General features: G+C 71.7%; 11 protein-coding genes. 6 read left to right on the top strand and 5 right to left on the bottom strand.

Annotated elements, in window-relative coordinates:
* Positions 1–164 precede the first annotated feature (164 nt).
* A complete protein-coding gene (locus tag ACZ3TI_RS37715; protein WP_465734537.1) occupies positions 165–422 on the top strand; it encodes an exodeoxyribonuclease VII small subunit in 258 nt (85 codons plus the stop codon).
* 123 nt (positions 423–545) lie between these two features.
* Positions 546–1,148, top strand: a complete 603-nt coding sequence (locus ACZ3TI_RS37710) for a malonic semialdehyde reductase (RefSeq protein ID WP_465734535.1) — start codon at positions 546–548, stop codon at positions 1,146–1,148.
* Positions 1,149–1,317: 169 nt separating this feature from the next.
* Here ACZ3TI_RS37710 and ACZ3TI_RS37705 read toward each other — a convergent pair whose 3' ends face one another.
* Positions 1,318–1,854 carry a DUF4245 domain-containing protein gene (locus ACZ3TI_RS37705; RefSeq protein WP_465734533.1) on the bottom strand — a complete coding sequence of 179 codons (537 nt, stop codon included), beginning with the start codon at positions 1,852–1,854 and terminating at the stop codon, positions 1,318–1,320.
* Between the two features lie 215 nt (positions 1,855–2,069).
* Here ACZ3TI_RS37705 and glpX point away from each other — a divergent pair, with 215 nt between their 5' ends.
* Positions 2,070–3,110: a class II fructose-bisphosphatase gene (glpX, locus tag ACZ3TI_RS37700; RefSeq protein ID WP_465734531.1), complete on the top strand. Its 1,041-nt coding sequence runs from the start codon at positions 2,070–2,072 to the stop codon at positions 3,108–3,110.
* Between the two features lie 132 nt (positions 3,111–3,242).
* On the opposite strand, the gene ACZ3TI_RS37695 is transcribed toward glpX, so the two are convergent.
* Both ACZ3TI_RS37695 and ACZ3TI_RS37690 read right to left on the bottom strand, forming a co-directional pair.
* Positions 3,243–3,623, bottom strand: a complete 381-nt coding sequence (locus ACZ3TI_RS37695; protein WP_465734545.1) for a WhiB family transcriptional regulator — start codon at positions 3,621–3,623, stop codon at positions 3,243–3,245.
* A gap of 315 nt (positions 3,624–3,938) precedes the next feature.
* On the bottom strand, positions 3,939–4,544 hold the full coding sequence (locus ACZ3TI_RS37690) for a DUF1707 SHOCT-like domain-containing protein (RefSeq protein ID WP_465734543.1): 606 nt from the start codon (positions 4,542–4,544) through the stop codon (positions 3,939–3,941).
* Positions 4,545–4,888: 344 nt separating this feature from the next.
* Between ACZ3TI_RS37690 and ACZ3TI_RS37685 the strand changes: the two genes are divergently transcribed.
* Positions 4,889–6,556, top strand: a complete 1,668-nt coding sequence (locus tag ACZ3TI_RS37685; protein ID WP_465734529.1) for a fumarate hydratase — start codon at positions 4,889–4,891, stop codon at positions 6,554–6,556.
* A 66-nt stretch (positions 6,557–6,622) separates the two neighbouring features.
* Here the strand turns inward: ACZ3TI_RS37685 and ACZ3TI_RS37680 are convergent, their stop codons facing one another.
* Positions 6,623–7,381 carry a GntR family transcriptional regulator gene (locus ACZ3TI_RS37680; RefSeq protein WP_465734527.1) on the bottom strand — a complete coding sequence of 253 codons (759 nt, stop codon included), beginning with the start codon at positions 7,379–7,381 and terminating at the stop codon, positions 6,623–6,625.
* Positions 7,382–7,518: 137 nt separating this feature from the next.
* On the opposite strand from ACZ3TI_RS37680, the gene ACZ3TI_RS37675 reads away from it, so the two are divergent.
* Positions 7,519–7,722 carry a hypothetical protein gene (locus ACZ3TI_RS37675; protein WP_465734525.1) on the top strand — a complete coding sequence of 68 codons (204 nt, stop codon included), beginning with the start codon at positions 7,519–7,521 and terminating at the stop codon, positions 7,720–7,722.
* 263 nt (positions 7,723–7,985) lie between these two features.
* Here ACZ3TI_RS37675 and ACZ3TI_RS37670 read toward each other — a convergent pair whose 3' ends face one another.
* The gene (locus ACZ3TI_RS37670) at positions 7,986–8,270 is read right to left on the bottom strand and encodes a hypothetical protein (RefSeq protein WP_465734523.1); all 285 of its coding nucleotides are present in this window, start codon (positions 8,268–8,270) and stop codon (positions 7,986–7,988) included.
* Between the two features lie 214 nt (positions 8,271–8,484).
* On the opposite strand from ACZ3TI_RS37670, the gene ACZ3TI_RS37665 reads away from it, so the two are divergent.
* Entirely contained in the window at positions 8,485–11,445 is a 2,961-nt protein-coding gene (locus ACZ3TI_RS37665; protein ID WP_465734521.1) for an AfsR/SARP family transcriptional regulator, read from the top strand.
* The last annotated feature ends 226 nt before the right edge of the window (positions 11,446–11,671 follow it).

The following is an 11,671-nucleotide window of genomic DNA, read 5'->3' as shown; positions in this document are numbered from 1 at the left end:
CGGATGGCTCCACACCTACAATCACCACCGCGGACACACCGCGCTCCGGGGAAAGCCCCCCGTCAGCCGCGTCACCAACCTCACGGGTCAGTACAGCTAGCCGGGTCGGACGAGCGCTAACGGGCTCGCCCGCGGTGTCGGCCCCACCCCCTACGCTGGCACGCATGGCAGAGCAGCAGGAGCAGCAGGACGCGGCGGCGCCGAACCCGGACGACGCGCTGGGCTACGAGCACGCCCGGGACGCGCTGCTGGAGGTCGTCCGGCAGCTGGAGAACGGTGGGAAATCGCTTGAGGAGTCGCTCGCCCTGTGGGAGCGTGGCGAGCAGCTGGCGAAGGTGTGCCAGCGTTGGCTGGACGGCGCCCGGGCCCGACTGGACGCCGCGCTGGCCGCCGAGGAGGGCGGGGCCCCGGGCAGCGAGTGAGCCTGGATGTGATGCGAGTCACATCCACTTGGGGAATCGTTGAATTTTCACCTATGTTGGACGACGTGATCGGCCGCGGCCGGTCACACCGACGAAGCCCCCTCCCGCATGAGGTGCAGAAGCATGACCACCGACGCCCTGGTTCTCGACGCCGCCGCTCAGGACCTGCTGTTCCGCGAGGCCCGCACCGCGAACACCTTCACCGACGAGCAGGTCTCCGACGAGCAGGTCCAGGCGATCTACAACCTGGTCAAGTTCGGCCCGACCGCGTTCAACCAGCAGCCGCTGCGCGTCGTCCTGGTCCGCTCGGCCGAGGGCCGCGAGCGCCTCGTCCAGCACATGGCGGACGGCAACAAGGCCAAGACCGCCGCCGCCCCGCTGGTCGCCATCCTGGCCGCGGACAACGAGTTCCACGAGGAGCTGCCGACCCAGCTCCCGCACTTCCCGCAGGCCAAGGACCTGTTCTTCTCGGAGCGCAGCGTCCGTGAGCAGTCCGCCACGCTGAACGGCGCCCTGCAGGCCGCCTACTTCATCATCGGCGTGCGCGCCGCCGGCCTGGCCGCCGGCCCGATGACCGGCTACGACGCCGACGGCCTCAACAAGGAGTTCTTCGGCGACGGCGAGCACTCGGTGCTGGCCGTGGTCAACATCGGCAAGCCGGGCGAGGACGCCTGGTTCCCGCGTTCGCCGCGCCTGGAGTACGACGAGGTCGTCACCACCGTCTGACGCGCCCCGCGCGAAAGGGCCCCGTACCGGTTCGTCCGGTACGGGGCCCTTCGGCGTTCCGGGGCGCGGTGCCACTCGAGTGCTCGCGTCCGTCGCCGGGCGCCGGTGCCACTCGAGCGCCCGGGCCCGCTGCCGGGCGTCGGCGCCGGCGTCGGCGCCACCGGCGGTGCTACTTGAGTGCCTGCGCCAGCTCGGCCAGCTCCTCGTAGGAGGCGGTGCCGGTGAGCACGGTGGTCCCGGAGCCGGTCTGCGCGGTCAGCGCGCGGGCCTTCTCGCCCTGGACCCGCTCCCAGCTGCGGCCCGCCACGTCGGAGGTGCCGTCCGGCTTGCCGCCCGCGACCTTGTCGGACAGCAGCGAGTCGCGCGGCGCGTCGCTCTGCTCGACCGCCGCGTACTGGCCGGAGGGCGTCACGAAGCCCAGGTGCCAGGCGTTGCCCTTGCCGTTGTTCTGGTCGGCCGGCCGGTAGCTGACCGAGGTGGCCCGCCACTTGTCGGACAGCCCGTCCGGGGAGAGCAGCGGGTACGGCGCGGCGCGTTTGGCCGTGGCCGCCGCGACCTTGTACTCGACCACGTGCACCGGGTCGCTGTTGGCGTCGTGCGGGAGGAACAGGTACCCGATCCAGACGACGAAACCGACCGCCAGCATCGACAGGACCATGTCCCGTACGGTCTGGCGACCCCTCATGCCCTTGCTCTCTGCAGCCACCCCCACATGGTGACTCATCCACGTTCCGGCGCGGCCACCCGGGGTGTCCACGTACGGGTGAACCGGGACGAACCAGTGCTTTTCGCCACCGGGTGGCGACCCGCGCCACAGACAGTCATCTCTTGGGCAGATACGATCGCAGAACCCTCACCACGGCGTTCGACCAGGCAGTAGTCGGGCGCTCACTGGCCGTCGCGTACAGAGAGGTAACGACGATGACCACGCAGTACCCGCACCACCTTCCCAGTGCCCTGGAGGTCGCGCCCGAGGCTCCGGACCGGAACCTCGCGCTCGAGCTCGTCCGGGTAACCGAGGCGGCCGCGATGGCCGCCGGCCGGTGGGTCGGACGTGGCGACAAGAACGGCGCGGACGGCGCAGCCGTGAAGGCGATGCGCACCCTCGTCTCGACCGTCTCGATGAACGGCGTCGTCGTCATCGGCGAGGGCGAGAAGGACGAAGCCCCGATGCTCTACAACGGCGAGCGGGTCGGCGACGGCACCGGCGCCGAGTGCGACGTCGCGGTGGACCCGGTGGACGGCACCACCCTCACCGCCAAGGGCATGAACAACGCCGTGGCCGTGCTGGCGGTGGCCGACCGCGGCACCATGTTCGACCCCAGCGCCGTGTTCTACATGGACAAGCTGGTGGCCGGCCCGGAGGCCGCCGAGTTCGTCGACATCACCGCCCCGGCGGCCGTCAACATCCGCCGGGTCGCCAAGGCCAAGGGCAGCGCCGTCGAGGACGTCACCGTCGTCGTGCTCGACCGCCCGCGCCACGACGGCCTGGTCCGGGAGATCCGCGAGGCCGGCGCCCGGATCAAGTTCATCTCCGACGGCGACGTGGCCGGCGCCATCATGGCCGCCCGCGAGGGCACCGGCGTCGACCTGCTGATGGGCGTCGGCGGCACCCCGGAGGGCATCATCGCGGCCTGCGCGATGAAGTGCATGGGCGGCGTGATCCAGGGCCGGCTGTGGCCCAAGGACGACGCCGAGCGGCAGAAGGCCCTCGACGCCGGCCACGACCTGGACCGGGTGCTCACCACGAACGACCTGGTCAGCGGCGAGAACGTGTTCTTCGTCGCCACCGGCATCACCGACGGCGAGCTGCTGCGCGGGGTGCACTACCGCTCGGAGACCGCCACCACCAGCTCGCTGGTCATGCGCTCCAAGAGCGGCACGATCCGCGAGATCAACTCCACCCACAAGCTCTCGAAGCTGCGGGCCTACAGCGCGATCGACTTCGACCGCGCCAACTGACACCCGGCGAACAGCGCCTCCTGCGGACAGCAGGCAGCGGCCCCGGCGGAATCCCTCTCCGCCGGGGCCGCTGCGCGTCCGGCCTCGGGCCTTCGGCTCCTCGGTGCCCGCCCCGGGGTCTTCGACCGGCCGTCACCCGGCTATCCGACGGCGCGCGGAGGCCGTCACCCGGGCCGCCTCGCGCAGCTCCGCGTCCCGGCGGCGGCGCCGGGCCAGCACCACCCGCCGCTCGGCGGCCGTCAGCCCGCCCCAGACGCCGTACGGCTCCGGCTGGGCCAGCGCGTGCTCGCGGCACTCCAGCAGCACCGGGCATCGGGCACAGACCTGCTTGGCCTGCTCCTCGCGGGACAGCCGGGCCGCGGTCGGCTCCTTGGAGGGCGCGAAGAACAGCCCTACCTCGTCCCGCCGGCAGGCCGCGGCGGTGTGCCAGGGGTCGTCCTCGCCCGCAGGGGCGCCCGCCGGTCCGCCCGGGGGCTGCGGCTGCGGACGGACCTCGGGGCGGCGCTCCAGCAGCTGCGCGGCGGCGACTGGCGAGGTGGTGCGGGACTCGATCGGATGCAGCACGGCCGTACTCCTGACGAGGCTCTCGGACACGGGGAACCCCGCTCCCCTGCCCGGCTGCGAGCCCCCGTTGTCCAACCCCCCGGAACGGCCCCTGGGCCGCCTCCGGTGCGCAGCCGTACAAGAAGCGATGTGCGGAAGGAACTACCCCGCCCGGCCGCGATTCATGCACACTGCACGCAATCGACTACGGAGTGCACCGGCCACAACGTCGAGCGCCCGACCGGGAGTTGGTCCACGGTCGGGCGCTGTACAGGTCAACAGGGACTAGTCGGTGCCGAGTTGGCGGCGCACCCACTCCTTGAGCTTCTTGCCGCGGCGCGGCTTGGCGGTGCAACCCCCGAACAGCGCAAGGCCCTTGACCCGGACAACCGGAGCGTACGGATCCGCCGCGGTCTGCTCGCGGACGTCGAAACCGCCGAACAGGCCGACCCCACTGCCCTGCAGGGTGACGTTCTCCGGCACCCGCACGTCGACCCCGCCGAACATCGCCACGACCACGATCTCCACCTCGGGAGACTCGAAGACGGCGTCGCTCAGGTCGATCTCCACCCCGCCGAACGCGGCGAAGGCCTTCAGGTGCGAGCCCACCCGCCAGCGGCCCTTGCGGGACGCGCCGCCGAAGATCGCCACCACCGCCGGCGACTCCTGGCGCGCGGGCGGCTGGGGCGTCGCGGCAGCCAGCGGCTGCTTCTCGAAGGACAGCGGGCGGGCCGGGAGGTCCCGGGTCAGCGGCGCCAGGTCGCCGAAGGTCTTGGCGGCGTACGCGGCCTCGATGCGCTCCGCGTGCTCGTCCGCGTCCAGGCGGCCCTCGGCGTAGGCGTCCCGCAGCAGCTCCGCGACCCGCTCGCGGTCGGCGTCCGAGACGCGCATCTCCGCCTGCGCCGCCGGAGCGTGCGACGGCTGCGGCACGGCCCCGGCCTTCGCCTCCGGGCTTGCCTCCGGCCTGAGTTCGGGCTCGAGCCCCGGCTCGGGCCGCGACTCTCGTTCGGGCTCGGATTCGGACTTGGTCATCGGTACGGGCGCCGGCACCGGCTGCCCCGGATCGTCGTGCGACGGCGAGTTGTCCACGGCGCCAGCCTAGTCGCTCGCACTCCAGCCCGAGTGAGCCCGGTCACGCAAGGCTGACCTGTCCGCATGCCGGCGACGACCGGGTCCTACGCTGGATGGTGCTTCGCCGACGCAGCCGGACCACTGGACACCTAAGGACCGCCCCGATGGCTCCCACGCCAGACTTCGAGTACAGCGACCTGCTCCCCCTGGGCGCTGACCCGACCCCGTACCGCAAGCTCACCTCCGAGGGCGTCTCCACCTTCGAGGCGGGCGGTCGCACCTTCCTCCAGGTCGAGCCCGAGGCGCTGCGGCTGCTCACGGCCGAGGCGATGCACGACATCTCGCACTACCTGCGCCCGGCCCACCTCGCCCAGCTGCGCCGCATCCTGGACGACCCGGAGGCCAGCCCCAACGACCGCTTCGTCGCGCTCGACCTGCTGAAGAACGTCAACATCTCGGCCGGCGGCATCCTCCCGATGTGCCAGGACACCGGCACCGCGATCGTCATGGGCAAGCGCGGCCAGCACGTGCTCACCCAGGGCGGCGACGAGTCCGCCATCGCGCGCGGCGTGTACGACGCGTACACCAAGCTCAACCTGCGCTACTCCCAGATGGCCCCGGTGACCATGTGGGACGAGAAGAACACCGGCAACAACCTGCCGGCCCAGATCGAGCTGTACGCCACCGACGGCGACGCCTACAAGTTCCTCTTCATGGCCAAGGGCGGCGGCTCCGCCAACAAGTCGTACCTGTACCAGGAGACCAAGGCCATCCTGAACGAGGCGAGCATGCTCTCGTTCCTGGAGCAGAAGATCCGCTCCCTCGGCACCGCGGCCTGCCCGCCGTACCACCTGGCCATCGTGATCGGCGGCACCAGCGCCGAGTTCGCGCTGAAGACCGCCAAGTACGCCTCGGCGCACTACCTGGACAACCTGCCGACCTCGGGCAACGCCAAGACCGGCCACGGCTTCCGCGACCTGGAGCTGGAGGCCAAGGTCACCGAGCTGACCCAGAAGATCGGCATCGGCGCCCAGTTCGGCGGCAAGTACTTCTGCCACGACGTGCGCGTGGTGCGCCTGCCCCGACACGGCGCCTCGCTGCCGGTCGCCATGGCCGTCTCCTGCTCCGCCGACCGCCAGGCGCTGGGCAAGATCACCGCCGAGGGCGTCTTCCTGGAGCAGCTGGAGACCGACCCGGCGAAGTACCTGCCGGACACCACCGACGAGCACCTGGACGACGACGTGGTGCGCGTCGACCTCAACCAGCCGATGTCCGCGATCCGCGCCGAGCTCTCCAAGTACCCGGTGAAGACCCGCCTCTCGCTCACCGGCACCCTGGTCGTCGCCCGCGACATCGCCCACGCCAAGATCAAGGAGCGCCTGGACGCCGGAGAGGGCATGCCCAAGTACCTGCAGGACCACCCGGTCTACTACGCGGGCCCGGCCAAGACCCCCGAGGGCTACGCCTCCGGCTCCTTCGGCCCGACCACGGCCGGCCGGATGGACTCCTACGTCGACCAGTTCCAGGCGGCCGGCGGCTCGATGGTCATGCTCGCCAAGGGCAACCGCAGCAAGCAGGTCACCGACGCCTGCGCCCAGCACGGCGGCTTCTACCTCGGCTCCATCGGCGGCCCGGCCGCCCGCCTCGCCCAGGACTGCATCAAGAAGGTCGAGGTCCTGGAGTACGCCGAGCTCGGCATGGAGGCCGTCTGGCGCATCGAGGTCGAGGACTTCCCGGCGTTCATCGTGGTGGACGACAAGGGCAACGACTTCTTCCGCGAGACCACCGAGGGTCCGCTGATCACCAACCTGCGGGTCCGCTCCAAGGAGTAGCCGCAGGCCCGCCCCCACGAACCCCTCACCCGCCCCGGCCGCCCCTGCGGCCGGGGCGGTTCGCCGTCACGCGTCGAAGTCGTACTCCAGGACGTAGGAGGCGGCGTCCAGGATCATCTCGTTGAGTTCGACCACCTGGCCCTCGTCGGCGAAGGCGGTGCGGCAGATGAGGATCACCGGGGTGCCGGCGGACAGCTCCAGGCGGGTGGACTCCTCGGCGCTGGGCATCCGGGAGCGGACCTCCTCGCGGAAGTGCACGGGCTTGGCGCCGATCTCGGCCAGCCGGGCGTAGGTGCCGCCCGGGCCGGTGTCCTCGTGGGTGATGGCGGTGCCCGCGACCAGGACGGCGGGCAGGTAGGAGGTCGAGAGCAGCACCGGCTTGCCGTCCAGGACGAAGCGGCGGTGGCGCACGCACATCGGGGCACCCGGATCCACCCCGAGCACCCGGGCCACGTGCTCGGGCGCGCCCCGTTCGGTGACGGCCACCTGGTCGACCACCAGGGTGCGGTTGTCGATGTCCGCCGACCATATCGACCGTCCGGCGCCCCACTGCCCCTGCGCCAGCCGCTGGATGCCGCGCCGGCGCAGCGGCCGGAAGTCCCTGACGAACACCCCGGCGCCGCGGCGCGCCTCGGCGATGCCCTCGCTCTGCAGCACGCCCAGCGCCTGCCGGGCGGTCATCCGGGCGACGCCGTACTCGTCCATGAGGTCGTTCTCGCCCGGCAGGCGGTCGCCCGCGTGGTACCGGCCGGTGTCGATGGCCGCCTTCAGCGCTTCGGCGATCCGCTGGTACTTGGGCTGCTTGTCGCCACTGCTGCCGGTCATCGCCGCTCCCTCTGCCTCGGACAAATCGTAGGCGCGCCCGCGGCCGCTAGTAAGCCGATACGACCGTTGACATCTCTAGAGATATTAGCTTCTCTAGAGATGCTGGCCAGTCGCCTACCAGAGCGAGGAGCACAGCGGTGAGCATCCGACAGCGCAACGCCCCGGCCTACCGGCCGCACGTGGGCGAACTCGTCCTCGACCGGAGGACCGGACGCACCGGCATCTACATGGACACCATCGGCGGCGAGCACTACCTGCGCCCCGAGAGCGGCGGCCGCGAATGGACCGCCGAACCGAACCACGTCTCGCCCGTTCCCCGGCCCCGCGATTCGCCGGAATGAGTTCGATCTCGGAAAACTCGGCGAAATCCACGCGAACGACTACATTCCGGACCCCGCTATCCCCCGGTGAATCCGGAATTCCGGAACGCCGCGCGCTCGCCGCCGGGCACGTTACGGATTAAGCCGGTCACCATGAGTGCACCGGGGGCGGGAATCGGCCACCGGCGCACCCGCGTACGAACTGGCGCGTACATAACCGAAGCGCCCCCGCGCCCGGACGGGGGCGTGGGGGCGCGGAGGGCGGGGCACTCGACCGGAACGGCTTACGGGTGGCCGCCGACGACGCTCTCCGGCACGTACTTCTTGCCCGGCTCACCGGTGGCCGGCGTGGTGGGCTCCACCACGTGCTCGGCCTCGTCACCGAAGAGGCCGTCCTCGATGTCCGCCTTCTGCTCGTCGGTCGGCGCGGTGTACTCGGTCGGGTTCGAGGTCGCGGCCACCGCGCCCTCGACAGCCTTGCCCGCCTCCACAGCGGCGGCCGGGGCCTCCGTCTTCGCCGCGTTCTCGGGCGCCGACGCCACCGGGGTCTCGCTCTGGTCGTTGGCCATTGGGCGGCCGCCTTTCGGTCATCAAATGTGTTCAGCCCGACCTCCGTGGCGCGGGCGCGCGGACAGTATCGTAGGGTTGATTAAATGTCCGATAAACATCGTGTGGCTTGCGCTGCAGTCCGGCAGAGTCGGGCGTCCGCCTAAGCTGAAGCACCGCGGCGGACCGCCGAGCGCCCTTTCACGGAATCGACACCACAGGCCATCGGGGGACTTCATGGAGTTTCGGGAGACGCCGCAGACCTCTGCGCTGCGCTTCCAGGTCCTCGGTCCGGTCCAGGCCTGGCTCGACGGCAAGCCCCTCTCCCTCGGATCCCCCCAGCAGCAGGCCGTCCTGACCACCCTCCTGCTGCACTCCGGACGCCCGGTCACCACGCAGGACCTGGTCGACGCGCTCTGGGGCGACCGGCCCCCGACCCAGGCGGTGGCCGCCCTCCGCACCTACGTCTCCCGCCTGCGCTCCGTCATCGAGCCCCGGCGGGAGGTGCGCCGACCCGCCGAGCTCCTGGTCTCGGTCGCCGACGGCTACGCGCTGCGCATCCCGGGCGAGGCACTCGACCTGACGGTCTTCGAGCGGCTCTCCGCCGAGGCCGCGGCCGCCCGGACCTCGGGCGACAAGCAGGAGGCGCACCGACTGCTGGCGCAGGCGCTGGACCTGTTCCGCGGCCGTCCGCTCACCGGCGTCCCCGGCCCCTATGCCGACGCCCAGCGGCTGAGACTCGCCGAGCGCCAGGTGGCCGCAGCCGAGGAGCTGTGCGCCATCGCCCTCGACGTCGGCCTGCACGCCGAGATCGTCGGCGAGCTCAACAGCCTGACGGCCGAGCACCCGCTGCGCGAGCGCCTGCGCGAGCTGCTGATGCTCGCCCTGTACCGCTGCGGCCGCCAGGCCGAGGCACTCGGCGTCTACACCGACACCCGCAAGCTGCTGATCGAGGAGCTCGGGGTCGAGCCGGGCACCGGCCTGTCCGCGATGCACAACCGCATCCTGGCGGCCGACCCGGCACTCGCCCTCCCGGCCGCAGCCGCCCCCACCCCGCGCGAGGACGGCCCCGCCGCGCCCCCGGCGCCAGCCCAACTCCCGGCCGACGTCTCGGACTTCAGCGGACGCACCGAACTGGTGGGCGACCTCTCGGCGGTCCTGATGAACGCCACCGGCCAGGCCGTGGTGGTCACCTCGCTGGCTGGCATCGGCGGGGTAGGCAAGACCACCCTCGCGGTGCACGTCGCCCACCGCGTCCGCGCCGAGTTCCCGGACGGGCAGCTGTACGTCGACCTGCGCGGAGCCGGCGCCTCGCCCGCCGACCCGGTGGTCGTCCTGGGCGACTTCCTGCACGCGCTCGGCGTCACGGAGAACCCGGACTCGCTCGAACAGCGCGCCGCCCTGTACCGCTCGCTGCTCGCCAACCGGCGGATGCTCATCCTGCTCGACAACGCGCGCGACGCCGAACAGATCCAGCCGCTCATCCCGGGCGTCTCCGGCTGCGCCGTGCTCGCCACCAGCCGCTCCCGACTGGCCGGCATCCCCGGCGCGCAGCTGTTCGACGTCGAGGAACTGACCCCGGCCGAGGCGTTGGCACTCTTCTCGGCCATCGTCGGCGAGCAGCGGGTCGCCGCCGAGCCGGAAGCGGCCATGAAGGTGGTCACCGCCTGCGGCTTCCTGCCGCTGGCCGTCCGCATCGCCGCCGCCCGGCTGGCCAGCCGCCCCCGCTGGAGCGTCTCCGACCTGGCCAGTCGGTTAGCCGACCAGCGCCGGCGGCTGGACGAACTCCAGCTCGGCAACCTCGCCGTGGAGACCACCATCGGGCTCGGCTACGGACAGCTGTCCGTAGACGAGGCCCGCGCCTTTCGGCTGCTCGCCCTGATCGACTCCCCCGACATCCCGCTGGCGGCCGCCGCGGCGCTGCTCGGCGTGGACGAGTACACCGCCGAGGACCTCGCCGAGGCGCTGGTCGAGGCGAACATGCTGGAGTGCTTCACCCCCGGCCGCTACCGCTACCACGACCTGCTCCGGCTCTACGCCCAGCGGCAGAACGAACGGATCGGGGACGCCGGGGAGCAGGAGCGGGCGGTACTGCGACTGCTCGATCTGCTGATCCCGACCGTGCGCAACGCGGCCCAGGTCATCGAACCGGACGACACGCTGCCCGAGTTGCTGACCACGCTCACCTCGCCGGGGCTCGACCTGCCGACGAGCCAGGCCGCACAGGACTGGCTCAGCGCCGAGGGCGCCCTGATGCTCAGCGCCGTCGAGGCCGCCGCACAAGGCCCCGGCGCCCTGCAACGCGCTGCCGTCGACCTGCTGAACTACCTGTTCAGCATCGACCCGGACCCGACTCGCGGTCCACGCGCGGCCCGGGTCCTGGAGGCGATCGGCGAGGACGCGCAGCGCCGTGACGACTCCGCCGGAATCGCCGGGGTGTACTTCGCCCTCGGCACCCTGCAGTCCGTCACCAGTGACTTCCAGGGGTCCGAGCAGTCCTTCCGCCGCAGCCTGGACCACCAGGCCGCGGACGAGCCGACCGTCATGTTCCTGGCCACGGCCAACATGCTGGGCGTGATCCTGAGTGTGGGCAACCGTCCTGCCGAGGCCCTGCCGTTCCTGGAGCAAGCCCGCGCCACCAGCCAAGCCGTCGGCGCACCGATCCTCGAAGCACGGGTCGTCAGCAACATGGCCCGGGTGCAGCACCGGCTCGGCATGACCGAGACGGCGATCAAGTCCGCCAGCGACGCTGTCGCCGCCGCACGGGCCTCCAAGAACGGCCCGCTTCTCGCCCAGACCCTCTACCAACTGGGTGTGGTGCTCCCCGGCATCGAGGCCGTCCCCCATCTCCGCGAGGCGCATCGGCTCTACCAGTCCCAGCGGAACCCGCTCTGGGAGGGCTACACCCTGGCCCGACTGGCCTCCGCCCTACTCACCTCCGAGCAGTACACCGAGGCCGCCGAGGCGGCCGGCGAATCGCTCGCGATCGGTCAGCAGATGGACTCCGCGTTCTGCCAGGGCCTGGCCAACGCCGCGCTGGGCGAGGCGTTGCTGGCGCTCACCCAGCCCGCGCGCGGACTCGCGTGCCTCCAGGAGGCCCACGCGATCTTCACGCGGCTCGGTGTGCCCGAGGCCTCCCCCGTGGCGGACCTCATCGCCCAGCAGCACACCGAGCCCCTCTCTACCCCGGCGCCGTAAAGGCCTCCGCTCCCCCCGGAGCACCTCCCCCGATCCGCGTTGCGTCGGCGCTCCCGCAGCCCCCCGGCTGCGGGAGCGCCCTCAACGCTTCCCCGGCGCTGGACTCCACTGTGCACCGGACCGATTGACGTTCGATAAACGTCCGATAGTCAGCCTGCAGATCAGAGAAACCGCAGGTCAGCGCCGTCACCCCGGCGCGCCGTACGGCGTGCGGGGCCTCGTGCAC

The sequence above is a fragment of the Kitasatospora sp. NPDC023120 genome, assembly GCF_055560835.1.
Note: the sequence above shows the minus strand (reverse complement) of the source record. Positions and strands in the feature narration are given on the sequence as shown.

Bases quoted from the DNA above. Each gene is read 5' to 3' on its own strand.
- ACZ3TI_RS37715 (WP_465734537.1), top strand. From the start codon at position 165: ATGGCAGAGCAGCAGGAGCAGCAGGACGCGGCGGCGCCGAACCCGGAC.
- ACZ3TI_RS37710 (WP_465734535.1), top strand. From the start codon at position 546: ATGACCACCGACGCCCTGGTTCTCGACGCCGCCGCTCAGGACCTGCTG.
- glpX (WP_465734531.1), top strand. From the start codon at position 2,070: ATGACCACGCAGTACCCGCACCACCTTCCCAGTGCCCTGGAGGTCGCG.
- ACZ3TI_RS37690 (WP_465734543.1), bottom strand. From the start codon at position 4,544: ATGCGCGTCTCGGACGCCGACCGCGAGCGGGTCGCGGAGCTGCTGCGG.
- ACZ3TI_RS37685 (WP_465734529.1), top strand. From the start codon at position 4,889: ATGGCTCCCACGCCAGACTTCGAGTACAGCGACCTGCTCCCCCTGGGC.
- ACZ3TI_RS37680 (WP_465734527.1), bottom strand. From the start codon at position 7,381: ATGACCGGCAGCAGTGGCGACAAGCAGCCCAAGTACCAGCGGATCGCC.
- ACZ3TI_RS37670 (WP_465734523.1), bottom strand. From the start codon at position 8,270: ATGGCCAACGACCAGAGCGAGACCCCGGTGGCGTCGGCGCCCGAGAAC.
- ACZ3TI_RS37665 (WP_465734521.1), top strand. From the start codon at position 8,485: ATGGAGTTTCGGGAGACGCCGCAGACCTCTGCGCTGCGCTTCCAGGTC.